Below are 21,641 nucleotides of genomic sequence, written 5' to 3'. Positions count from 1 at the left end.
TTTTTTAATCTAATTGTAGTTTTTGTTTTGCCACCACTTCTTTGTATACCGTGTACTCCGCTTTAATTTCTTTAGTAAAGGCTTCTGGACCATTCACATTAATAATGGATCCCGTTTCTTCAATCCGTTTTTTAACAGCAGGATCGGTAATCACTTTTTGGATAGCGGCATAGTATTTATCAACGATATCTTTAGACATTCCTGCAGGCCCTAGAATGCCGTAATAAGCCATACGGTTTACCGGTGCTAAACCCACCTCAGCAAAGGTGGGCACATTCGGCAACTGAGCTAAGCGCTTAGGGGCCGCTACAACAATCGGGATCAACTTGCCATCCTTGATAAAGGGTAGCGACGATGGCAAGTTATCAAAAATCATCGACACCTGTCCGCCCACAGTATCCGCTAAAGCGGGTCCGGCACCACGATAAGGAATATGCACAATGAATACACCAGCTAGACTCTTAAACAACTCTGTTTGGAGGTGGCCAATGCCGCCAGTCCCTGAACTTGAATAAGAATACTTACCTGGATTCTCTTTTAAGACGGTCAGAAATGTTTTGAAATCTTTTGCCGGAAATGAGGGATTGACAGCAATCACGTTCGGAGTTGCAGCAATATTGGTAATCGCTGTGAAATCTGTAATAGGGTCGTAGCCAATCTTGGGATTAATTGCTGGATTGGCAGCGGTGGTTGATACAGTGGCCATGCCAATGGTGTAACCATCCTTAGGTGATCTCATCACCTCTAGTGCGCCAATCGCACCACCCCCGCCCGCTTTATTCTCGACAATCACAGGCTGGCCTAGCTGACGGCCTAAAGCATCGGCTACAGTGCGAGCAATGATATCTGTGCTCCCGCCAGGTGCAAACGGCACCACCAAACGAATGGGTTTAGTAGGAAATGATTGCGCTAAAGAAACTCCACTCATAAGGAAGCTCATGCCCAGCAGAATTGACTGAGCTGCACCGACAAGAATGATACGACGTGACATTATTTTCATAAACCTACTGCCCCATGGGTTTTGGTAAATTACCGGCATATTTATAGAGCTGTGCTTCATATTCTTTAAAGATTTCTGCCAAAGCCTGCTGTTGGCCTAATACAAGTGCCTCAGGAGTATTGTCCTTGAGAGTAATTCGCTTGGAATAACGATTGGCACCAATAATGGGATTGCTGGTACCGGCATTTGTTACCGCCAAGAAGAATTCTACGGATACCACGGCTTCAGGCTTGACTCGATAGTCCCCATAAAACTCATCCACCGAAGCTTGCAAGGTGTAGAAGGGGAAAAAACTATTGCTTGAGCCCACGGTAGCCGAGAAAATATTCGCTTGATTTAGCCACTGACGCTGAGCATTAGCAAACATCTCCGCAGGGATCACGCTATATACATTGTAAAAATCTTTTTCGTAACGCTGGTCGCCAAGGCGATAGACCAATGACCTGCCATCAAAGGGAGTTGCCACCGAAACCGAGCCCATCTTGAGCCAGTAATCAGTTCTCGGTTTATAGGGAGCGCCTGTTCGTTCAGGCGCAACTAACCAAGAGCTTGGTGTTATGGGGGCGCGCGTTGGTAAAGAGCACGATGCTAGGGTCAACAAGGCCAATGCTGCAAAAATGTAGTTTTTCATTTTTGAGCTCCTGATGGGTTTTGTGTGCCATTCATAGGCAACGCAATCTTCGGAGGTGGCTCTCCCCAAATCAGACTAGCAGGAGACTGGCTGGCGATGCGACTCAGTTCATTGAGATTTTCACTCGTTTGCTTAAGATTTTCTACAGTTAAAGCAGTATTCCCCTGAATGCTGGTAACCGTTTGCTGTAAAGAAGTCATGGCAGCAACCAGTTCACGCATCAAAATATTTAACTGATCTTTATCGGTTACGCGCGTAATGCGGGCCAGTAATACGTTCAGATCTTTAACCGAGCGAATAAAACCTTCATTATCTTTTCCATCACCTACCATCATCTTATTCAAACTAATCAATACCTGATCTAATTTCTTTTGGGTGTTATCAATATTCATTTCATTGGCAGAAGCAATAAACTTTTGGATACCAGAAATAATTTCATCCGCCTGATTGGGCATTGATGGAAGTACTGGATATTCAGGTTCCCAGTTATACGGTAATGGGGGGTATTCTGCTGCGCTTGAAACAAAATCAAATTCAATATAGTTCACTCCAGTAATGCCCATAGACTTTACTCGTGCACGTAAATTCTCTTTCACAAAATGCGCGAGCTGCTCTTCAGTAAGCTCTTCACCAAAAATTTTCATACGAACGACTACATACTGTTTGCGTTGATCAAAAGGCAACTTTTTCTCGTATGAATCTCCAGTAAGACCAATGGTGGTGACCTGGCCAATCTTCACGCCTCTAAAGCGAACAGCAGCACCAGGATCAAGGCCGGTAACCGATTGCTTAATATAAGTTTCCAGATAAAACGATTTCTTAAAGAATTTCCCAGAGCCAAATATTAAGATAACAGCAACTAGTACTCCAATTGCAGCGAGTACAAAGACACCAAGGCGGAAATAATTGGGATTAGAGTTATTGCTCATGCTGCATCCTTACTCATAATGCGATTAAAGAATTGATGGACTCGTGGATCGGTACTGGTATCTCTTAAAACCTTAGGATCGCCCTCGGCAATGATTCCTTGGGCGCCCTTATCTAACATTATGACTTTATCGGCGATTGCATAAATACTCGCCAATTCATGAGAGACGATCACGAAGGTAATGCCAAGATTCTTGGATAAATCCAAGATGGTGCTATCTAAATCAGCCGATGTAATGGGATCAAGACCTGCTGAAGGCTCATCTAAGAATAAGATCGCTGGGTCTAAGGCCATGGCCCTAGCAATCGCAGCGCGTTTTTGCATACCACCGCTAATCTCACTGGGCATATAAGACTCATAGGGCAGCAAACCAACCAAATCGAGCTTACAGCGTGCTAATAGATTCATCTCGCTTTGAGTCATCTGGGTGTATTCCTGCATAAATAGGGTCACGTTATCTAGCAAGTTCATAGAACCAAATAAAGCACCTTGCTGATACATGACGCCAAAACTAGTCATAATTTTTTGGCGCTGCACACCTTGGGCAGTAGTAATGTTTTGACCTTCAATCAACACATCACCAGAAATCGGCTGATATAGGCCAAATAAATTCTTCAGAAGACTAGATTTACCACAACCTGATCCACCCAAAATCACAAAGATTTCACCATTATTGACCGTGAAATTGAGATCCTTCATCAAGATATTAGAACCATATCCGACAGTGAGATTTTGGACATCAATAGCGTAGGTGACAGGATTATTACTCATCATCAGAAGCCTGTCTTATAGGAAATCACTGCAAAGATCCCATCGACCAACACAATCATGACGATACTGCTCACTACTGCACGCGTAGCTGAGATACCCACTGCAGCAGCTCCAGTACCAGTCTGCATGCCGCGTAAACAACCGACAGCAGAGACTACAACACCAAAGAGGGTTGCCTTTACCAAGCCAGAGAGAATATCTTCCAAAGAAACTGCAGCGACCATACCGTTGTAGAAATTGATAAATGGAATGCCATATGCCAACATCGTAAACATCGATGCCAGAATGCTAACGATGTCTGCATATAAGGTGAGAATAGGCATCACCAAAATACCAGCAAGAACCCTAGGTACCACTAAAAATCGAATCGGACTTAATCCACCGGTCACTAAGGCATCGACTTCACTATTGACGGTCATGGTACCGATCTCTGCAGCAAATGCGGCGGAAGATCGTCCAGCAAGCAGAATGGCAGTAATCAATGGACCCATTTCTCGAACAATGCCTAGCGCAGCTAAGGGGCCCACAAAAGAGGTGGCGCCAAATTGCTGCATGCCAATCGCAGCTTGGAAGGACAAAATAATGCCAATTAAAAAAGAAACTAATCCGACAATCGGTAAAGCAGCAATACCAGCCTCTACCGCTGCATTCACAAAGTCACCCCAACGAACTTGGCTTGGGTTCCTGAGTGACCAAAATAAGTCTGCAGCAAGATGGCCAGCAAAGGTGATCAAGCCCTTGGCATCTTCAAGTAGGTTTTGAGTTGCCATACCCGTACTCACAATAAAACCTCGCTGAGGCTTTATTACTGAGGGGGGAAATAAATTGGAGATCGGGTCAAACTCTTTCAGCAAGGGCTGATAGCGAGGATCAAGTCCTACCAGTGAAAAGGTGCCACCGGATTTTTGCTGAGCTTGCTCTAAATCAATGATGAAAGCAATTCCAGCACCACCTAAAGAATCTACCTGAGAAGCATCGAATGTCAAGGTCTTGGATTGTTGTGGATTTTGACCTAGCCAGCTATGTTGGATGTCATTAATCTGACCCCAAACTTCACCCAATGAATAGACATCAACATTGCCACTGAGAAGCACTCTGGCATTCGTGTCATCAATAGTGGACCAAACCGCAACTGGCGTAGTTGGATTTGAAGCGGCGGGCTGAGAAATGTCCATAATCAAACTATAAGGGATCTACCAAAAAACCATTAAAAACGTCCGAAAGTAAAAAAGGGCCTAGTTGGAAACTAGGCCCTATGTAGACTGGTGCGGCTGGCAGGAATTGAACCCACGACCCCTTGGTTCGTAGCCAAGTACTCTATCCAGCTGAGCTACAGCCGCAACAGCCATAATTATGCCATGGAAGAGAAGAACTACATTACCCCCGCAGGTCACGAACGCATCAAAAGTGAGCTTCTGCAGCTTCTAAACCTTGATCGGCCTGAGGTGGTCAAAGTTGTGCACTGGGCAGCCTCCAATGGAGATCGATCTGAAAATGGGGACTATATCTATGGAAAAAAGCGCCTCAGGGAAATTGATCGGCGTATTCGGTTTCTCAATCAGCGCCTGGAATTTGCGGTTGTTGTCGATAACTTAGCCAGAAAATCAGGTGATGCTGATGCGCAGCAGGTCTTTTTTGGTGCAACAGTAACTTATGCCCTACTCGAAGGTTCGTCAGCAGGAAAAGAAACCATCATCACGATTGTTGGCGTAGATGAGGTGGATTTAGATAAGGGTCACGTAAGTTGGGTCTCACCAATTGCAAAAGCCCTCATCAAGGCAAGGCTGGGGGATTGTGTCAAGATACAAACACCTAATGGTCCAGCTGAAATTGAAATCTTAGACGTCCAGTATCTTTAAGAACGTAGAGTCTAATGCGTCCGAATGCGAGTCACTCTCATCACATCATGATTGGTACGCAAGCTTCGCATGACTTTCGATAAGTGCAAGCGGTCATACACTTGTATCGTAAATCGAATCGTGACTGAATCTTCTTTATAGCGGTCTTCCATAGACACGTTCATGATGTTCGAGTCGGCGGCAGTCACGCTGCTAGCAACTCGGGCCAGAACACCCTTCCCTTGCCGTGTATCAATCGCCAGATCTACTTCAAACTCACGATTTAAATCTTTGCCCCACTCTACCTCAACCCATTTATCGCTATCTTTAGAGAGCATACGCAGGGCAACCGGGCATTCATTACTATGAACTTGTAGACCCTCGCCTTTACCAAGGTATCCAATGATGTTATCTCCGGGAATTGGATGGCAACAGGTTTGAAAACTAATGGAATTACCCTCGCGACCATCTACCAAAATAGCTTGTCGCTGATGATGAATCTCTTGGGTTGGATTAACCCAATCAGCAGCGCCCAGGCGCATTTGCTCTGAACCACCATCGTCATCAATCAAAATCTTTAGGCGAATCGCTAGCTCTTGGGGCGAACGACGTCCTAAAGCAATATTGACACAAGCTTCTTCACGATTTTTATCGCCCGTCCAGTGCATCAGCTTTTCCCAAATCTCTAAAGTGATTAGGGCAGCATCTACACCCTGCTGGCGCAGCGCATTCGCAAGAAGTCTTTCGCCAAGCTGTAGAGATTCTGAATAGTGCTTTGTCTTTAATGAATGTCGGATCGATGCACGCGCTTTACCAGTCCGTACAAATGCCAACCAACCAGGATTTGGCTGAGAGTTTGTAGAGGTAACTACCTCAATAATGTCGCCATTCTTCAATTCGCTTCGCAAAGGTAGTTGCAAGCCATTGATCTTGACTGCTACACAGGTATTTCCTATGTCGCTATGAATAGAGTAAGCAAAGTCTAGAGCGGTTGCTCCTCTTGGAAGTGCACGAATCTGTCCCTTAGGCGTGAAGACATATACCGCATCTGGAAAAAGATCGATCTTGACATGCTCTAAGAACTCTTGCGAGTCACCACTACTATCTTGAATATCAATTAAGGATTGCAGCCATTGATGGGCACGATTTTGCACCTCACTCATGTCCGGTGAGCCATCTTTATAGGCCCAATGCGCCGCTACTCCTGCCTCAGCAACTGCATGCATCTCTGTAGTACGAATCTGGAACTCGACTGGGACCCCAGACGGACCTAATAAAGTAGTGTGTAAGGACTGATAACCATTTAATTTAGGGATCGCAATGTAATCCTTAAATTTACCAGGCATGGGCTTATATAAGGAATGCAATATTCCTAAAGCGCGATAACACTCATCAATGCTATTGACTGTTACTCTAAAGGCGTAGACATCCAATACTTGTGAGAAGCTGAGACGCTTACTACGCATTTTGTGATAGATACTAAAGAGAGTCTTCTCACGACCACGCAAGTCAACCTCAAGATTGGCTTTAGCAAAAGCCATACGAGACGATTGCAAAATCTTCTCGACCATCTCCTTACGATTACCACGAGCCTTCTTAACAGCTCCTTCAATGACTCTAAAGCGCAATGGCATGGAGTAACGGAAACTGAGATCTTGTAAGTCGCGATAGATGATGTTAAGACCCAGGCGGTGTGCAATTGGCGCATAAATCTCAATGGTTTCAGCGGCGACTCTACGGCGCTTTTCCATCGGAACGGCATCTAAAGTGCGCATATTGTGCGTACGGTCTGCCAACTTCACCAAAATGACGCGGACATCTCTGGCCATCGCCATAAACATCTTACGAAAACTCTCAGCCTGTGCCTCAGCATGACTTTGAAACTCTAATTTATCAAGCTTGGTTAGACCTTCAACCAATTCAGCTACTTTTCCACCGAACTTCTCAACTAGGTTAGCTTTAGATACACCTGTATCTTCAATCACATCATGTAAGAGCGCTGCCATGATCGATGGAGCATCTAAACGCCAGGAAGCACAGAGCTCAGCAACGGCTACAGGATGCGTAATATAGGGCTCGCCACTATGTCGGTACTGACCTAAGTGAGCGGCATCTGAAAATTGAAAAGCTTTTTTAATCAGCGCCACTTCATTAGATTTGAGATAGCTTAGCTTAGACAGTAAACCTTCAATCGAAACAACTTGATGCTTTAGCGGTAAATTGGGCGCAGAGGTTGGCCCAAATAAATGACGACTGGATTGCGCCAACAATGTGGCAAGAACAGACTGCTTCTTGTTCTCAGAAGCTTGCAGAGTACTAGCCCGCTCAGCTACTGAAGCGGCCTCACTGGACGAGACCCCTCCTACTAATTCCGATGATTTGTGAGTACCTAGAGGGAGCTCCACACCGGAACTCCTAAATTACAAAGGTACTTTGGTCAACATGTCACGGTCAGTTACACCAGCAGCCACTTCGCGTAAAGCAACTACCGTGGCTTTATCTCTGGACTCAACACGTGGAGAGTGACCTTGAACCAATTGGCGAGCACGATAAGTCGCAGCCAATACCAGTTCAAAACGATTTGGGATAGTTTTAAGACAATCTTCTACAGTAATACGCGCCATGCTGAACTCACTTAATTTAGCTTTAGTGCCTATAGGATAACTGATTAGACACCAAGCCGCTTTAAAAGGGCTGGGTTTCTGGCCATACTAGGCCCTGAGCGCAGCCGGCTGGCAGCCAAAATCTGCTTTAGGTCGACCAAAGCCTGATCAAAGGCGTCATTGACCACAATAAAGTCTGCCTCGTGGGCATGCTGAAGCTCAATATGCGCCGCCGCTAAACGTCTCTGAATAGTCGCCTCATCATCTTGACCCCGTTTACGTAAACGCTCTTCCAGGGCCTCAATCGACGGTGGGAAAATGAAAATCCATTGCACTGAAGGAATCAGTTTTTGGATCTGCTGTGCGCCTTGCCAATCAATTTCTAACATGACATCGTTACCGGCTTGCATCTGAGATTCAATCCAAGGTTTAGAGGTGCCATAGAAATGGCCATGTACTTCTGCCCACTCTAAAAATTGACCTGCATCTCTTTCGCGGATGAATTCTTCTTTAGTAACAAATCGATAATCTTTTCCATCCCCTTCACCAGGTCTTGGTGCGCGAGTAGTTGTCGAAAGTGATAATTTCAAACCCGATTCATCTTGCAGCAAAGCATTGACTAAAGAGGATTTGCCAGCACCTGAGGGCGCCACAATCATCAGCATGCTTCCTTGATAAGCGGGTGTCAAAATCGGGTTCGTCATAAAAGAGATTGTAAGAGTTACTCGAGGTTTTGTACTTGTTCGCGCATCTGCTCAATCAAAAGCTTAAGCTCTAAGGCGGCCTGAGTGCATTCTTCGGAGACTGACTTAGAGCTGAGGGTATTGGCTTCGCGATTGAGCTCTTGCATTAAGAAATCAAGGCGCTTGCCTATCGGCCCTTTGCCCACCAAGGCAGTATCAACTGCCTGTAAATGTGTCTTTAGTCGAGCGAATTCTTCTGCAACATCAATTCTGACAGCATAGAGAACGACTTCTTGACGAATACGCTCCATGAGTTCTGGTCCGCCCTTAGATTGTTCTTGAGCAGCCAAAGCTTCTGCCAAGCGCTCAGTTAACTTCTCTTGATATTGGGTGACATAGAGCGGGACTTTTGGTTCGATGACAGCAACGATCTCGCGCATCTTCCCGGTAATGGTGCTTAATACCCCAGCTAAGGCTTTACCTTCAGCATGACGACTATCCATCAGTGCAGTCAATGCTGCACGCCCTGCCTCTACTGTAGCGGCAATCCATCCCTCTTCTTCACCACGAGGTTCTGAAACTACGCCTGGCCAACGTAATACATCGGAGATGCTTAATTCGGCCGCCTTAGGAAAGGCAGCTTGCGCCTTTTCTTGGAGGGTATAGAGGGCATCGAGGCGATCTTTACTTAAGGCGCCTAATACATGGGGGTTGGACTTACTGTTAGCCGCCGCTCCCGCATTAACGCGCCAGGCAGCCCTAAATTCCACTTTTCCTCGTGAAAGGTTTTGTGTTGCTAGCTCGCGCAAAGCAGGCTCTGCACCACGACACTCATCTGGGAGCCGAAAACCCAAATCCAGAAAGCGGCTATTAACAGCCCGACATTCCACTTGCAGATCAGCAACCACACCCCCTCCTAGGGAGACTTGGCGGGATGCGCTGCCATAACCAGTCATGCTCGATATCATAGGAACATTGTAGATTGATAGCTAACGAACAGGAAAAAATCCATGAGTACCGTAAACCCAGCCAAGATAACCCGCCCCAGCGGACGTGCTCCACAAGAATTACGAGCCGTCTCCATCTCGCGCGCTTTTACTAAACATGCGGAAGGTTCAGTCCTGATCGCCTTTGGTGATACCAAGGTTCTATGCACTGCCAGCATTCTTGAAAAAGTACCGCCTCATAAAAAGGGTTCAGGTGAAGGCTGGGTTACCGCTGAATACGGCATGCTCCCCCGCTCAACTCATACTCGCAGTGATCGCGAAGCAGCACGAGGAAAGCAGTCTGGACGTACACAAGAAATTCAGCGCCTCATCGGGCGCGCAATGCGTAGCGTCTTTGACCTAAAGATATTAGGCGAGCGCACCATCCATCTAGATTGCGATGTCTTACAAGCAGATGGCGGAACAAGAACGGCATCTATCACTGGTGCCTATGTCGCTGCTAGAGATGCTGTTAATCAATTGCTCAAAAGTGGTGTACTTACTCAAGATCCCATTATTGATAGCGTTGCCGCAATTTCAGTTGGCATTTACCAAGGTACCCCAGTGCTCGATTTAGATTACCCCGAAGACTCTTCATGCGATACCGATATGAATGTCGTCATGACAGGCAATGGTGGCATGATTGAAGTTCAAGGAACAGCGGAAGGTGCCACCTTCTCTAGAGTAGAGTTAAGTGCCTTACTCGATTTAGCCGATGAAGGTATTCGTGAATTAACACGCTTGCAAGCAGATTCTTTAAAATAATTTTCTTTAGTTATGCAAAAACTGGTTCTGGCCTCCAATAACGCAGGCAAGTTGCGCGAGTTTCAAGCTTTATTGGCCCCTCTGAAATTTGAAGTTATTCCGCAGGGTCAATTAGGAATTGCTTCTTGTGAGGAGCCCTTTCATACCTTTGTCGAAAATGCTTTAGCCAAAGCACGACATGCCAGCGCAGCAAGTGGACTTCCTGCCTTGGCTGATGATTCAGGCATCTGTGTTCAAGCGCTTGACAATAAGCCTGGAGTGCTCTCTGCGCGTTTTGCTGGTGAGCCAGCCAATGATGATGCCAATAATCAAAAGCTCGTTGAATCATTACAGAACACTTCCAATCGAGCAGCACATTATGTCTGCGCGCTGGTACTAGTGAATAACGCAGATGATCCAGAGCCTCTCATTGTGCAAACGCGCTGGAATGGCCTCATTGTGGATCAAGCCCAAGGCTCAAACGGCTTTGGTTATGACCCCTATTTTTTCTTACCAGAGTTTGAGTTGACGGCAGCACAATTAGAGCCGGATCAGAAGAATGCTATAAGCCATCGTGGACAAGCGCTACGCGAACTCATCGCTCAATTGAAAACGCGCACTGAATAATGGCCCTCAATAGTAGTTTAAATAAAGTCAGTTTGACTGCGCTACCGCCGCTTTCACTCTATATTCATTTCCCTTGGTGCGAAAAGAAATGCCCTTACTGTGATTTCAATTCTCATCAGATCAAAGAGGGAGTAGGCACATCATCGGGCTTTGATGAAGAGCGCTATATCAAGGCATTGATCGCAGATCTGGAGACTGAGCTACCCCGAATCTGGGGCAGACAAGTTCATAGTATTTTTATTGGTGGGGGCACTCCTAGCCTTCTCTCTGCAAGAGGTATGGATAGCTTGCTGTCAGCGATTCGTGCTCGAATTAATCTAGAGCCTGATGCTGAAATCACAATGGAAGCTAATCCTGGCTCTGTTGAAGCTGAAAAATTTGCTGGTTTTGCTAAAGCGGGAATTAATCGGGTTTCATTGGGTATCCAAAGTTTTCAAGATGCTCAGCTAAAAGCACTAGGTCGCATTCATAACGGTGAAGAAGCCAAGCGTGCCATTGCAATTGCCTTGGATCACTTTAAGTCGGTAAATTTGGATTTGATGTATGGGCTACCGATGCAAACCATAGACGATGCCAAAAAGGATATTGAAACAGCGCTGTCCTTTAATACGCCCCACTTATCCCTATATAACCTCACCCTAGAACCCAATACCTACTTTGCCAATTTTCCACCAAAGCTACCCAACGAAGATGAGATAGATACGATTTTTGAGCAAAACTTAGATTTGCTCACAAAAGCGGGATACAAGCGCTATGAGGTTTCTGCTTATGCAAAAGCAGGCATGGAATGTAAACACAATCTGAACTATTGGCGCTTTGGCGATTACATCGGCATTGGTGCGGGAGCCCATGGCAAGATTTCCTTTCCAGATAAGATTACCCGCCAAGTACGAGAGCGTCACCCAGAGACCTATATGCAGAGTATGGAAACTCAGGGAAATGCCCTAGTCGAATCTAAGGACGTAGCAACTTCAGATCTTCCCTTTGAATTTATGCTCAATACTTTACGTCTCACCGATGGCGTAGCTACCAATACTTTTACTGAACGTACAGGCCTTCCATTAAATATGATCAGCAAAGGTCTTCATGAGGCTACGCATAAAGGCTTGCTTGATCCAAATCCCTCACTACTTAAGGGAACAACTCAGGGTTTACGCTATCTTAATAATCTGCAAGAGATCTTTCTAGGGTAAAGTTTCCCGAACTGGATTCGCATTTACTAATAGGGTTAATTACGATGCTTACATTGAATGGATTAAAGCGATTTGCAAAACTCTTCATCGCTGCCACGAGTTTACTGAGTATCTTGGCCCTATCACCTCATGTGTATGCGCAAGCAAAGAACTGGCCTGATAAATCTATTAAGCTCATTGTTGGATTTCCTCCTGGCGGCGGTTCAGATGCAGTCGCCCGCATTATCGCCATCAACCTCTCGCAAATGTGGGGCCAACAAGTCATCATTGATAACCGAGGTGGGGCCGCTGGCACCATTGCTGCTGATCTTGTAGCTAAGGCGCCTAATGATGGCTATACCCTAGGTCTTGCGCACGTCAATGCCATGTCGATCATTCCGGCTTTAGGTCAAAAGATGCCCTACAACGCGACAACGGATTTCACGCCGATCGTACTCTTAGGTATTACGCCGAATATCTTGATCGCCAACGTGGATGCACCAGCTAAGAATGTGAAGGATTTGGTGGCATACCTCAAACAAAATCCAGGCAAAGTAAGTTTTGGCTCTGCTGGTAATGGTAGTACCCAACATCTCGCATTTGAACTCATGATGCATACCGCTGGCACTCAAGCGCTACACATTCCCTATAAAGGTAGCGGTCCTGTATTGGTCGATTTAATGGCAGGTCATATCACTTATGCATTTGAAACTATGGGAGCAGCTACTCCGCACATTCAGAGCGGCAAAGTCATTCCAATGGCACAAACGCGCACTAAACGCTCTGCCGCATATCCAAATGTTCCCACCATGGATCAATTGGGCTTTCCTGGTTTTGAAGCGACGGCTTGGTATGGTTTAATGGGCCCCGCCAAATTAGATCCAAAAATTGTTGAAAAAATTAATGCTGATGTCAATACCGTTTTGCGCAAACCAGAAATTCAAGCCAAGATGGCTGAGATCGGTGCAGAAGATGGCGGTGGCTCTCCTGCAGCATTTAGCAACTTCATCAACAAAGATCGCAATCAATGGGCAAAGCTAGTAAAAGATGCGCGCCTGCAAGTAGATTTAAACTAATCTGAACTCCTCGAAATCTACTATTGAGTCTCTATCAATGGTAGATTTTTTTATTGAAGTAATGACCTTTTCTTTCTGAAATGATCACTCAACCTTCATCTCGAGTAGTAGTTCCTTCATAAAGTCACTACATAACAAATCCAACTTCCTTAAAGTAAATTAGGCAAGCCCGAATAAAAGATTAATAATTAGTTGAAGGACTTCGCGGACCCAATAATTATTGGTGGGATTTTAGGGCTATAGAAATTCTAGTGAGATCTTGCAGGGTCTCAATTTGCAGCTTTTGCATGATATTCGACTTATGCAATTTGACTACTGACTCAGATACATCCCACTTAATGGCAATCGCTTTCAAAAGTTGGCCATTAACCAACTCCTCGAATACCTCTTTTTCACGTGGTGTTAATAAGTCATGCTTATTCTTTATTTGTTTGTAGTCTAAGTCTAATTTCAAACATTTATCAATTGAGAACAAAAGGTCCTCAAACTTAAATGGTTTAAGTAAAAAATCACTAGCGCCGTGTTTGAGCCCTTGAATAATTTCCTCTTTATGACTTTGACCACTGATAAAAATAATGGGTATATGAGCTTGCATTTCAGCTAGCTTTGACTGCAACTCTAAACCTGTCATGGCAGGCATTTTCATATCCAGAACGATCACTTCTGATTTGGCTGAAGGTTTAAAGCTTTCTAGAAACTGAGCGGCACTTGAATAAGCTTGAACATTCAAGCCATGTTCTTCAATGATAGAAACTAAAGCTTCCCTCACTGAATCATCATCCTCTACTAACAAAACTTTTCCATTCATAGTGTTACCCCAAGCTCTCACTGTTAGTCAAAAATGAAAGTTATTTACCTTATTAAGGTCCATCATAAGCCAAGCCATACCCCTTAGTCTACAAAACTTAAAGAACTGGAAAGATTTCAGGCAAACTTTTTGCGGCTCATCTTTTTAGGTGTGACTATTTCTGAAGAGGAATCAGCTTATAAGGCGGGTTAATCGCTTTGTATGGAGCCTGAACGTCGTGCAAAAACTGGGTTAAAAAGGGCTCCCACACCACCCTCCCGTTGGGATCCATAAATAGTAGATGGGCATCAGTAGAAAAATTACCGTAGGGAATGAAACGTGAGTTTGGGTTTCCCCGCGCATAATTCGCAAACATTCGGTCTGAAACATAGCGATTAAATAAGGAATCGTTATCTCCATAAAACCAGATAGAGGCAACTGTAGTTTGTGCACCAAATTTCTTGGAGGCGTCAATCATTTCTTCTAACAGACCAATGCAACAAGGGTCTCTTACCCCACCCGAGAAATTAATAATCCCTATGACCGATGGATCTGGTTTTGAGGCCCCATAGGCTAAGCTTATCCAACCCCCTTCTGAATATCCGACTACGAGCGTGATATCTTTTTTCACATATGGCAAGGTATGAGCATATTGAATGGCAACATCAATATCGCGCGCCTGATCTCTTCCAGCCAGCTCAGCAGAATTCCCATGAAATTGGTACTCCCCGCCAGATTTTGAGAATCCATGACGCATGGGTACAAAGACGACATAGCCTCTTTCTACAAAATAGAGTGCAACAGACAGCGGCTCAAATCGTTTTTGTGAATGCGGATTCCCTAGTTGCTTGCCATGGTTAATGACAACTAGCGGAAATGGCCCAACGCCGGGTGGTTTATAGATAGTCGTTTCAAGCTGAACATCTCCTAAAAATGAGGTCTTATCTATATAGACAATTTCTTCGGGTGGATCTAGTTGTGCGTAAGCAAGATTTATCCCTAAAAACGTAAAGATACTGAGAATGAAAAATGCAATCCCCAGTGCCCTTCTCATTCTGTTCTGCTCAAGTACTAAAAAGGGCTTCACTGTTTTAACCAGTCAAACTTACTTTGATCCAACTTGCAAAGATCCGAGATAGGCGCTTACCGCATGAATATCCTCTTCAGACATCGAGTGCGTCAAAGCCATCATTGCAACGCCATTGGGACGTTTTGTGGAACTCTTAAATAAATGGATTTGCTCAGCAATGTACTTAGCATGCTGACCTGCCAGGCGAGGTATTTCATTCCTTCCGACGGCATTGCTACCATGGCAAACACTACAAGCTGGAACATTCGATCCGGCAATACCCTCTTCGTAGATACTCTTGCCGCGTGCCAGTAGTGGAGAATTACTTGGCTCTCCAACCATGGGAGCTTGAGACGAATAGTACTGAGCTAACTCATTCATCTGACTAGGCGTGAGTTGATTAAAAGACCACATAAATGCAACGGCATTCGGAGTACTTCTGCGGTGCTCTGCAAATTCACTCAATTGAATCAATAAATATTCTTGATGTTGGCCAGCCAATTTTGGAAATTGGTCTGAGACCGCTTGGCCAGTTTTTCCATGACAGGCCGAACACACCTGCAAAGCCAGCTCTGTTCCGGTGGCATCGGATTTATAGACATCTTTAGATTGCTCTACGTTAGTACAAGCACCAAGCGCAAAGAATATAAGGAGGAGAAATGATCTAAATAGGCGCATGGGTCAAATAGGTTCTATGAAGACCCATTCTATGACATTGGCCCTACTCATTGATGCTATTTAGAGGGGCTCAGAGCAATACTCTATAGCGGCCCGACTAACTGATGCTAATGAGCACCACTTCCTTTTCTGTAACCATCATCTCTAGTGTGACGGCATTTAAAGACACGCTTTGCACCCCACTTAATCGTCCTTCATAAACCACGGGGCGTAAAGACGGATGTCGAGGATTGATTTGGAGTAATTGCAAGGCTTTGCTGTACTGACTCACTACTTCAGGATGCAGATGGAGAAAGCTGGCAGCACGCTTAGAGTAGCGATCAGTAAAGACTAAAGATCTCATTACGCACTCTTCTTGGCGACTTTGGCTGATTTTTGAATCTTTTCAATATGGGATTCAGGGCTGCCAGTCTCAAAACGCCCTGCTTCTATTTCTGCTTTGGATTGGGCGATCGCTGCCTCCAGCTCACACTCACGCATGTACTGGTATTGCTCTTGGGTCATCACGACAAACTTTGGCTGACCGCGCACGCTGACAGCAACCTCTGGCTGCATCGCAAGAGCGTCTTCAAAAGCTTTAATCCCTTTGACCTTCAGATCGTTTGCAGAAATCGCGATCACTAACTACTCCCTTCACTACTCCCTTAAGAGTACTCATTATCACATAGATAAAAGTACTTTTTATATTACTTTAATAATACTTCTTGCAGTACTTTCATTAATGTTGTTAAATCACATTTCTAAATGAAACTACTGATATGAATAATCATACCTTTATAAATACTTTTACAGCAAGTTTTAATTGCACTTTAATAAGTACTATTGATAGTGCTATTAATCATTACCTAGCCTTAGGGAGTAAGCCCTTTGTTGTAGAAAACTTAACCTTTTCAATAACTTACAAGGTGTAAGCCATGAAACCACGTTCCCTACTCTTGCCATTGTTTGCTAGTATTTTTTGCCTCTTTTTGAGCCAAAATGCACTGAGTTCATCCCTCACAATCTCCATTCCAAATGGCCAATGGTGGGAAGAAGTTCGCCAGGGAAATAGCAATTTAGCAACAAAATTGGGGCTTCAAGCACCTGCGCAAGCCCTAAAAACACTGGCTCAAGTACGTAAAAATATGCTTTCGTACGCAAAAACAACATTTACAGTGGGTCTGATCCCCTCAAATGAGGTCAATGCTTACGCTAGAGTCGAATCTGGCTACACTTTGATCATCTTTACGAGTGGTTTTTTGTTGCGTTTTGGCAACGACCCTGATGTTTTAGCTACCACCCTTGGCCATGAATTAGCCCACCACGTTTTAGGTCATACAAACCATCACTTAGGTGAACCAGAAAAGCCAGTTTATATGTTGACGGGTAATTCTATGGGAGCAAATTCAGCGCTCACTATAGAGCGTCAAAAATCAGTCAAAGACATTCAACATAATGAGCGTCAGGCCGATTTAGTGGGTATGGAATGGGCAGTAAAAGCGGGATATTCTGCTTGTGGTTCTTATCGTCTTGCTGAAGGTTTGGCCGAGATTCAATCAAACTCAACATCAAATCTCTATTTATCTACTCACCCTAGCAATCTAGAACGTATGGAAACAGCTAAACAGTTTGGTAGAAATAATTATCAAGCGACTAGCTGTATGGCTAGTAATGATAAGGTGCCTGTACCAGAAACGGCTACTGAACTCCCTACTCTTGCATCTGAGCCTCTAGTATCGAGTAATAGCAATCAACTCAGCCATTCAGAAGCGCAGGATTACATGGGATGGATGTAATTCTTAGCATCCCTTGAAGATTGAAGGGTTCAAGGCGTTAAGTTGTTTACGTTGCCGCCTGATGAGAAGTTTACTGGTACTTGGATAGATTCTGTTCCACTATTACCAGTAGCATTCGGTGTAAATACCCAAGTCTGAGCTGCATCAACCGCGGCCTGATCTAAGTCCTTATTTCCACTTGAAGAAGACACCTTCACGCCAACGACTTTTCCGCTGGAATCTACGGAGACTTCAACGACGGTCTTTCCTTCAACGCCCTGTCCTTTTGCGGATGCTGGGTAGTCAGGTGTTCCACCACTCACAATTGTTCGTGGTGATTGAACATCCACACTTGGGCTGCTCACTACTGATCCGCCAATGGCAGAGGATGCAACTCCTAAGCCTGTAGAGCCTCCAGCCACTGTTAATGTGGTAACGCTAGCTGTCGTACTTGGTGCGGCTGGCGCGACAGATTGAACAATCACAACCTGGTTAACAGGTGGTGGAGCAGGCGGCTGTGGTGGGGGCACAGGCGGCTCTGGTGGCGGAGGCGGCGGTGGAGGTGGAGGTGGTGGAGGTGGAGGTGGAGGTGGTGGTGGTGGAGGCTCTACTACATCGGTTAATGTCACTGAATTTACTGGCAACAATGGAGTTGTACCATTAGCTGCAAGCAAGACTGGTGTAGCGCTACCGGATAAATAGTAGTTACCGCCAGTGGTACTAGAAAGAGTAATCACTTGACCGCCTACGAAACTGCCTAAGGCTGCTGCAACTACTGCATTAGAACCGTCTAATAAAGAGGTCACATAATTAGTAGCATTCTGTGCAGCTGCGGCATAAGCCACAATAGCACTACTTACCGTTACCGTTGAACTACCAGTCACGATCGCACTAGAAATTGGATAGGTCGTTGTGCCATTTGATTGCGCAGTTAAGGTAACGCCTAATGGCGCTTTATTAATAGTCGCCACATTGACGGTATTGTTCAATACATTGCTATCAGGCGTAGCAATGGTGCCGTTATAAGCTCCAGTAATGGAGTAGTTAGATAGACTGCCTGCTGAAATTACACCAGTAATGCTGGTGATATAGTTTGTTCCATTATTAGCAACATTGGCATAAACCACATTTGCACTACTTAATGAGGTTACTGTCTCCCCGCCAACTAATCCATAGAACGTATAGCTTGTAGGCGTAACCGTGGTACTGCCGTTATAAGTGGCAGCTAATGCAACACCCAAGTCAGCTTTACTGATCGTGCCATTAGCGGTATTCGTTGTCACGCTGTAGTTACCACCACTATTGCCGTCGTTCACGGTATAGCCACTCACGCTTAAGGTTGAACCATTAGTACCCAAGACATTTTTACTATTAAAGGTTTGTGCTTTATCGGTAACGCTATCCGTACCGACTAAGCCACTAACGGTTGGCGTAACACTTGAGCTTGTATTGCCGTTATAAACCCTGCTATCGGTGACCGCATTAATGGTCAGCGGTGCTTTGTTAATGGTAGCACTTACTGCTCCGTCACTAAACGTGTAGTTATTGTTAGATAAGGTGAATGTATTGGTTACGAAACTGGTATATAAACCCGCATTAACTGAGCTTACTGTTGCATTACCACCAGTAATAATTGGTGTTGCATCGCCATTAACCATACCAGTCAAGGTATAAGTAAAGTTGCTAGCCAAGCTACCAGAGGTTACATAGAAATTATTCGTAGCATCATAGGTTTTAATAGCAGTGATATTGCTGCTATTTAATCCCAATTGAGAGATTGTTACTGCATTTGGCGTAGTACTTGCAGTCGCTTTAGCGGCCAATGGTGAATTAGCAGCTGTGTAGCCTGAATTAATTACATAGTTATCTAAGGATGCACTACCCGTAATTGAAGTGATAGTGGTTACGTAATTAGTACCGTTAGCGGCAACGTCTTTGCTGTTGACATTAACACCGGTTACAACCATGGTTTCGCCGTTCACTAAGCCAGCCACATTAATCGTAGCATTGCTATCAGTGAAGCTAGTGGTCCCGTTATAGGTACCGCTGACGGTAATCGCCAGTGGTGCACCACTCAAAGTAACCAAGTTTTGAGTATTTCCAGGTGTTGTGACCCGACCACCAGAAATCGTATAGTTCGATGAGTTCACTGCCCCACCATTACCTGCTGTTCCACTAAACGCTGTTACATAGTTAGTTGCATTATCAGCAACATTGAGAGCAGTTGTAGTAACACTAGTAATGACATCACCACCTACTAAACCAGTAGGGGTAATATTATTGGTAAAGGTATTCGTACCGTTATAGGTACTAGTGATAGCAAGGCCTAATGGGGCTGCACTTAAAGTAACCGTATTAGTTCCGTTGATATTGGCCCCATTGACTGCATTGACCACACCAGAATAGACCTCACCAGTTTTGCTACCAGCGCCACCTGCATTATTGGCGTTATAAATACTGTAGTTCGTGAGGTTGACAGCTCCAACACTTCCTGCAGTACCACTGATACCAGTCACATAGTTGGTGGCATTATCGGCCACATTGGCGCTATATGTAGTGACGCCACTGATAGTATCTCCACCCTGCAATCCGCTAGACGCGATGGAAGAAGTAAAGCCATTAGTACCGTTATAGGTGCTTGTCACTGTTAGGCCCAAAGGCGCAGGTGAAATATTCGCTGCATTTTGCGTACTACCAGCAGCAGTCACCCTACTACTAGAAAGCGTGTAATTGGACAGATTAACGCCACCAGATCCGCCAGCCGTTCCACTAATACCAGTGACATAGTTGGTAGCATTGTCGGCCACATTGGCACTGTAAGTAGTGATGCCAGTTAATTTATCGCCGCCCACTAAACCAGTAGGTGTAACAGTAAAGCTATTAGTACCGTTATAGACTGCATTGATACTCAGACCTAAAGCAGCAGCACTGAGGCTCACAGTATTTGTGCCATTAGCATTGACGTTACCAGTGTTAGTACCAGAGTAGATGCCATTAGCGAAACTACCACCTGAACCTGCAGTACTTCTGCTATTAATAATGTAATTACCACTAGAGCCATCCCATAAGGTGGTTCCTGCAGAACCGCTGATGGTAGTAATCAGATTATTTGCTGTTGCTACATTAGCGTCATTAATAGTGACTCCTGTCACATTATCACTAGCTTGCAATCCATTAACTGTCAGTGTGCCGCCAGTAGTCACACTTCCTGTAGTGCTCACTGCGCTAGAAGCCGTAAAGGTCTTGCTGCCGTTATAAGTGGCATTAAGTGCAATACCCAAAGGTGCAGGATTAATGGTCAAGCTTCCATTGATCACAGTAGTCACAGAATAATTAGAATTTGGTGTGATGACTAAATTATCTGGATTAGCAACAATATTGGCATTAGTGCCGGTTGCATATCCAGATAAGGTCAATGTATCAGAGCCTAAACCAGCGATGGAGGTACCAGTGACTATTACCTTATTGCCATTGATTGTTACCACTGCTCCGGTATTCGTTTGAGTAGTACCGTTATAGACCAAGGAATTATTAGCACCAATCACCGTTAAGGTGGCCGGTGTAATGGTGATCGAACCGTTGGTGACCTTAGTGCTGTAGTTGCTATTGGTGGTGCTCGCTGCCAAGAGATCAGCCACAGTATTCTGGCTGACATTGGTGGCCTTCGCCGAGCCGCTCACAACTAGACCTGCGGTAGTCGCGGTTTCAGCACCAACATAACCGGCTACTTGATAGGTGTTCACTTGCTCTGCGCCGTTATAGGTTGGCGTGGTCACATTACCAATCACCGTTAAGGTGGCCGGTGTAATGGTGATCGAACCGTTGGTGACCTTAGTGCTGTAGTTGCTATTGGTGGTGCTCGCTGCCAAGAGATCAGCCACAGTATTCTGGCTGACATTGGTGGCCTTCGCCGAGCCGCTCACGACTAGACCTGCGGTAGTCGCGGTTTCAGCACCAACATAACCGGCTACTTGATAGGTGTTCACTTGCTCTGCGCCGTTATAGGTTGGCGTGGTCACATTACCAATCACCGTTAAGGTGGCCGGTGTAATGGTGATCGAACCGTTGGTGACCTTAGTGCTGTAGTTGCTATTGGTGGTGCTCGCTGCCAAGAGATCAGCCACAGTATTCTGGCTGACATTGGTAGCCTTCGCCGAGCCGCTCACAACTAGACCTGCGGTAGTCGCGGTTTCAGCACCAACATAACCGGCTACTTGATAGGTGTTCACTTGCTCTGCGCCGTTATAGGTTGGCGTGGTCACATTACCAATCACCGTTAAGGTGGCCGGTGTAA

21 protein-coding genes and 1 tRNA gene are annotated in these 21,641 nt (G+C 45.2%); 6 read left to right on the top strand and 16 right to left on the bottom strand.

The window, feature by feature from the left end; translation table 11 throughout:
* Nucleotides 1-4: 4 nt before the first annotated feature.
* The 6 genes from ICN38_RS03450 to ICN38_RS03425 form a co-directional block, all read right to left on the bottom strand.
* Nucleotides 5-940 (bottom strand): tripartite tricarboxylate transporter substrate binding protein BugE, encoded by a 936-nt coding sequence (locus ICN38_RS03450; RefSeq protein WP_255562733.1) that lies wholly within the window; start codon nucleotides 938-940, stop codon nucleotides 5-7.
* Between the two features lie 64 nt (nucleotides 941-1,004).
* Nucleotides 1,005-1,631 (bottom strand): membrane integrity-associated transporter subunit PqiC, encoded by a 627-nt coding sequence (locus ICN38_RS03445; RefSeq protein WP_216255285.1) that lies wholly within the window; start codon nucleotides 1,629-1,631, stop codon nucleotides 1,005-1,007.
* On the bottom strand, nucleotides 1,628-2,560 hold the full coding sequence (locus ICN38_RS03440) for an MlaD family protein (RefSeq protein WP_216255283.1): 933 nt from the start codon (nucleotides 2,558-2,560) through the stop codon (nucleotides 1,628-1,630). Before ICN38_RS03440 ends, ICN38_RS03445 begins: the two co-directional genes overlap by 4 nt.
* On the bottom strand, nucleotides 2,557-3,333 hold the full coding sequence (locus tag ICN38_RS03435) for an ABC transporter ATP-binding protein (protein ID WP_216255281.1): 777 nt from the start codon (nucleotides 3,331-3,333) through the stop codon (nucleotides 2,557-2,559). The genes ICN38_RS03440 and ICN38_RS03435 overlap by 4 nt, the downstream gene beginning before the upstream one ends.
* Nucleotides 3,333-4,505, bottom strand: a complete 1,173-nt coding sequence (locus ICN38_RS03430) for an ABC transporter permease (RefSeq protein WP_216255279.1) — start codon at nucleotides 4,503-4,505, stop codon at nucleotides 3,333-3,335. The genes ICN38_RS03435 and ICN38_RS03430 overlap by 1 nt, the downstream gene beginning before the upstream one ends.
* Nucleotides 4,506-4,593: 88 nt before the next feature.
* Nucleotides 4,594-4,670, bottom strand: a tRNA-Arg gene (locus ICN38_RS03425).
* An 18-nt stretch (nucleotides 4,671-4,688) separates the two neighbouring features.
* Here ICN38_RS03425 and greB point away from each other — a divergent pair.
* Nucleotides 4,689-5,189, top strand: a complete 501-nt coding sequence (gene greB / locus ICN38_RS03420) for a transcription elongation factor GreB (RefSeq protein WP_216255277.1) — start codon at nucleotides 4,689-4,691, stop codon at nucleotides 5,187-5,189.
* Between the two features lie 11 nt (nucleotides 5,190-5,200).
* Here greB and ICN38_RS03415 read toward each other — a convergent pair whose 3' ends face one another.
* From ICN38_RS03415 to ICN38_RS03400, 4 genes are read right to left on the bottom strand one after another with little or no spacing between them, the layout of a single operon-like run.
* Nucleotides 5,201-7,573, bottom strand: coding sequence for a RelA/SpoT family protein (locus ICN38_RS03415; protein WP_216255275.1), 2,373 nt, complete (start codon nucleotides 7,571-7,573; stop codon nucleotides 5,201-5,203).
* Between the two features lie 15 nt (nucleotides 7,574-7,588).
* Entirely contained in the window at nucleotides 7,589-7,792 is a 204-nt protein-coding gene (rpoZ, locus tag ICN38_RS03410) for a DNA-directed RNA polymerase subunit omega (protein WP_011902918.1), read from the bottom strand.
* A 44-nt stretch (nucleotides 7,793-7,836) separates the two neighbouring features.
* Nucleotides 7,837-8,475: a guanylate kinase gene (gene gmk, locus ICN38_RS03405; RefSeq protein ID WP_216255273.1), complete on the bottom strand. Its 639-nt coding sequence runs from the start codon at nucleotides 8,473-8,475 to the stop codon at nucleotides 7,837-7,839.
* A gap of 17 nt (nucleotides 8,476-8,492) precedes the next feature.
* Nucleotides 8,493-9,422, bottom strand: a complete 930-nt coding sequence (locus ICN38_RS03400; RefSeq protein WP_216255271.1) for a YicC/YloC family endoribonuclease — start codon at nucleotides 9,420-9,422, stop codon at nucleotides 8,493-8,495.
* Nucleotides 9,423-9,464: 42 nt separating this feature from the next.
* Here ICN38_RS03400 and rph point away from each other — a divergent pair, with 42 nt between their 5' ends.
* The 4 genes from rph to ICN38_RS03380 are packed head-to-tail and all read left to right on the top strand — an operon-like array spanning nucleotide 9,465 to nucleotide 13,059.
* Nucleotides 9,465-10,205: a ribonuclease PH gene (gene rph / locus ICN38_RS03395; RefSeq protein WP_216255269.1), complete on the top strand. Its 741-nt coding sequence runs from the start codon at nucleotides 9,465-9,467 to the stop codon at nucleotides 10,203-10,205.
* A gap of 12 nt (nucleotides 10,206-10,217) precedes the next feature.
* Nucleotides 10,218-10,811 carry an RdgB/HAM1 family non-canonical purine NTP pyrophosphatase gene (gene rdgB, locus ICN38_RS03390; protein ID WP_216255266.1) on the top strand — a complete coding sequence of 198 codons (594 nt, stop codon included), beginning with the start codon at nucleotides 10,218-10,220 and terminating at the stop codon, nucleotides 10,809-10,811.
* Nucleotides 10,811-12,004 (top strand): radical SAM family heme chaperone HemW, encoded by a 1,194-nt coding sequence (hemW, locus tag ICN38_RS03385; protein ID WP_216255264.1) that lies wholly within the window; start codon nucleotides 10,811-10,813, stop codon nucleotides 12,002-12,004. Before rdgB ends, hemW begins: the two co-directional genes overlap by 1 nt.
* Nucleotides 12,005-12,048: 44 nt before the next feature.
* Nucleotides 12,049-13,059 carry a tripartite tricarboxylate transporter substrate binding protein gene (locus ICN38_RS03380; protein WP_216255262.1) on the top strand — a complete coding sequence of 337 codons (1,011 nt, stop codon included), beginning with the start codon at nucleotides 12,049-12,051 and terminating at the stop codon, nucleotides 13,057-13,059.
* Between the two features lie 217 nt (nucleotides 13,060-13,276).
* Here ICN38_RS03380 and ICN38_RS03375 read toward each other — a convergent pair whose 3' ends face one another.
* From ICN38_RS03375 to ICN38_RS03355, 5 genes are all read right to left on the bottom strand, one after another.
* Complete coding sequence (locus ICN38_RS03375; protein ID WP_216255260.1) at nucleotides 13,277-13,867, bottom strand: response regulator transcription factor; 591 nt, start codon at nucleotides 13,865-13,867, stop codon at nucleotides 13,277-13,279.
* Nucleotides 13,868-14,021: 154 nt separating this feature from the next.
* Complete coding sequence (locus ICN38_RS03370) at nucleotides 14,022-14,900, bottom strand: dienelactone hydrolase family protein (RefSeq protein ID WP_216255258.1); 879 nt, start codon at nucleotides 14,898-14,900, stop codon at nucleotides 14,022-14,024.
* Between the two features lie 51 nt (nucleotides 14,901-14,951).
* Nucleotides 14,952-15,593: a c-type cytochrome gene (locus tag ICN38_RS03365; protein ID WP_216255257.1), complete on the bottom strand. Its 642-nt coding sequence runs from the start codon at nucleotides 15,591-15,593 to the stop codon at nucleotides 14,952-14,954.
* A gap of 97 nt (nucleotides 15,594-15,690) precedes the next feature.
* Nucleotides 15,691-15,936 (bottom strand): hypothetical protein, encoded by a 246-nt coding sequence (locus tag ICN38_RS03360; RefSeq protein ID WP_216255254.1) that lies wholly within the window; start codon nucleotides 15,934-15,936, stop codon nucleotides 15,691-15,693.
* Nucleotides 15,936-16,214, bottom strand: coding sequence for a hypothetical protein (locus ICN38_RS03355; protein WP_216255251.1), 279 nt, complete (start codon nucleotides 16,212-16,214; stop codon nucleotides 15,936-15,938). Before ICN38_RS03355 ends, ICN38_RS03360 begins: the two co-directional genes overlap by 1 nt.
* Before the next feature lie 293 nt (nucleotides 16,215-16,507).
* On the opposite strand from ICN38_RS03355, the gene ICN38_RS03350 reads away from it, so the two are divergent.
* Nucleotides 16,508-17,368 carry a M48 family metallopeptidase gene (locus ICN38_RS03350; RefSeq protein ID WP_216255249.1) on the top strand — a complete coding sequence of 287 codons (861 nt, stop codon included), beginning with the start codon at nucleotides 16,508-16,510 and terminating at the stop codon, nucleotides 17,366-17,368.
* Nucleotides 17,369-17,397: 29 nt separating this feature from the next.
* Here ICN38_RS03350 and ICN38_RS03345 read toward each other — a convergent pair.
* Nucleotides 17,398-21,641: TonB family protein (locus ICN38_RS03345; RefSeq protein ID WP_216255247.1), on the bottom strand; the 4,244-nt coding region annotated here is incomplete at its 5' end.

Origin of the sequence: Polynucleobacter sp. AP-Melu-500A-A1, assembly GCF_018882125.1 — a bacterium.
GTDB lineage: Bacteria > Pseudomonadota > Gammaproteobacteria > Burkholderiales > Burkholderiaceae > Polynucleobacter.
Note: the sequence above shows the minus strand (reverse complement) of the source record. Positions and strands in the feature narration are given on the sequence as shown.

What these genes read in the sequence shown, in the direction of transcription:
- ICN38_RS03365 (WP_216255257.1), bottom strand. Translation starts at nt 15,593, where the DNA reads ATGCGCCTATTTAGATCATTTCTCCTCCTTATATTCTTTGCGCTTGGT.
- rph (WP_216255269.1), top strand. Translation starts at nt 9,465, where the DNA reads ATGAGTACCGTAAACCCAGCCAAGATAACCCGCCCCAGCGGACGTGCT.
- ICN38_RS03445 (WP_216255285.1), bottom strand. Translation starts at nt 1,631, where the DNA reads ATGAAAAACTACATTTTTGCAGCATTGGCCTTGTTGACCCTAGCATCG.
- ICN38_RS03430 (WP_216255279.1), bottom strand. Translation starts at nt 4,505, where the DNA reads ATGGACATTTCTCAGCCCGCCGCTTCAAATCCAACTACGCCAGTTGCG.
- ICN38_RS03350 (WP_216255249.1), top strand. Translation starts at nt 16,508, where the DNA reads ATGAAACCACGTTCCCTACTCTTGCCATTGTTTGCTAGTATTTTTTGC.
- ICN38_RS03380 (WP_216255262.1), top strand. Translation starts at nt 12,049, where the DNA reads ATGCTTACATTGAATGGATTAAAGCGATTTGCAAAACTCTTCATCGCT.
- ICN38_RS03400 (WP_216255271.1), bottom strand. Translation starts at nt 9,422, where the DNA reads ATGATATCGAGCATGACTGGTTATGGCAGCGCATCCCGCCAAGTCTCC.
- ICN38_RS03435 (WP_216255281.1), bottom strand. Translation starts at nt 3,333, where the DNA reads ATGATGAGTAATAATCCTGTCACCTACGCTATTGATGTCCAAAATCTC.
- ICN38_RS03440 (WP_216255283.1), bottom strand. Translation starts at nt 2,560, where the DNA reads ATGAGCAATAACTCTAATCCCAATTATTTCCGCCTTGGTGTCTTTGTA.
- ICN38_RS03360 (WP_216255254.1), bottom strand. Translation starts at nt 15,936, where the DNA reads ATGAGATCTTTAGTCTTTACTGATCGCTACTCTAAGCGTGCTGCCAGC.
- ICN38_RS03370 (WP_216255258.1), bottom strand. Translation starts at nt 14,900, where the DNA reads ATGAGAAGGGCACTGGGGATTGCATTTTTCATTCTCAGTATCTTTACG.
- rdgB (WP_216255266.1), top strand. Translation starts at nt 10,218, where the DNA reads ATGCAAAAACTGGTTCTGGCCTCCAATAACGCAGGCAAGTTGCGCGAG.
- ICN38_RS03450 (WP_255562733.1), bottom strand. Translation starts at nt 940, where the DNA reads ATGAGCTTCCTTATGAGTGGAGTTTCTTTAGCGCAATCATTTCCTACT.
- ICN38_RS03375 (WP_216255260.1), bottom strand. Translation starts at nt 13,867, where the DNA reads ATGAATGGAAAAGTTTTGTTAGTAGAGGATGATGATTCAGTGAGGGAA.
- rpoZ (WP_011902918.1), bottom strand. Translation starts at nt 7,792, where the DNA reads ATGGCGCGTATTACTGTAGAAGATTGTCTTAAAACTATCCCAAATCGT.
- greB (WP_216255277.1), top strand. Translation starts at nt 4,689, where the DNA reads ATGGAAGAGAAGAACTACATTACCCCCGCAGGTCACGAACGCATCAAA.
- hemW (WP_216255264.1), top strand. Translation starts at nt 10,811, where the DNA reads ATGGCCCTCAATAGTAGTTTAAATAAAGTCAGTTTGACTGCGCTACCG.
- gmk (WP_216255273.1), bottom strand. Translation starts at nt 8,475, where the DNA reads ATGACGAACCCGATTTTGACACCCGCTTATCAAGGAAGCATGCTGATG.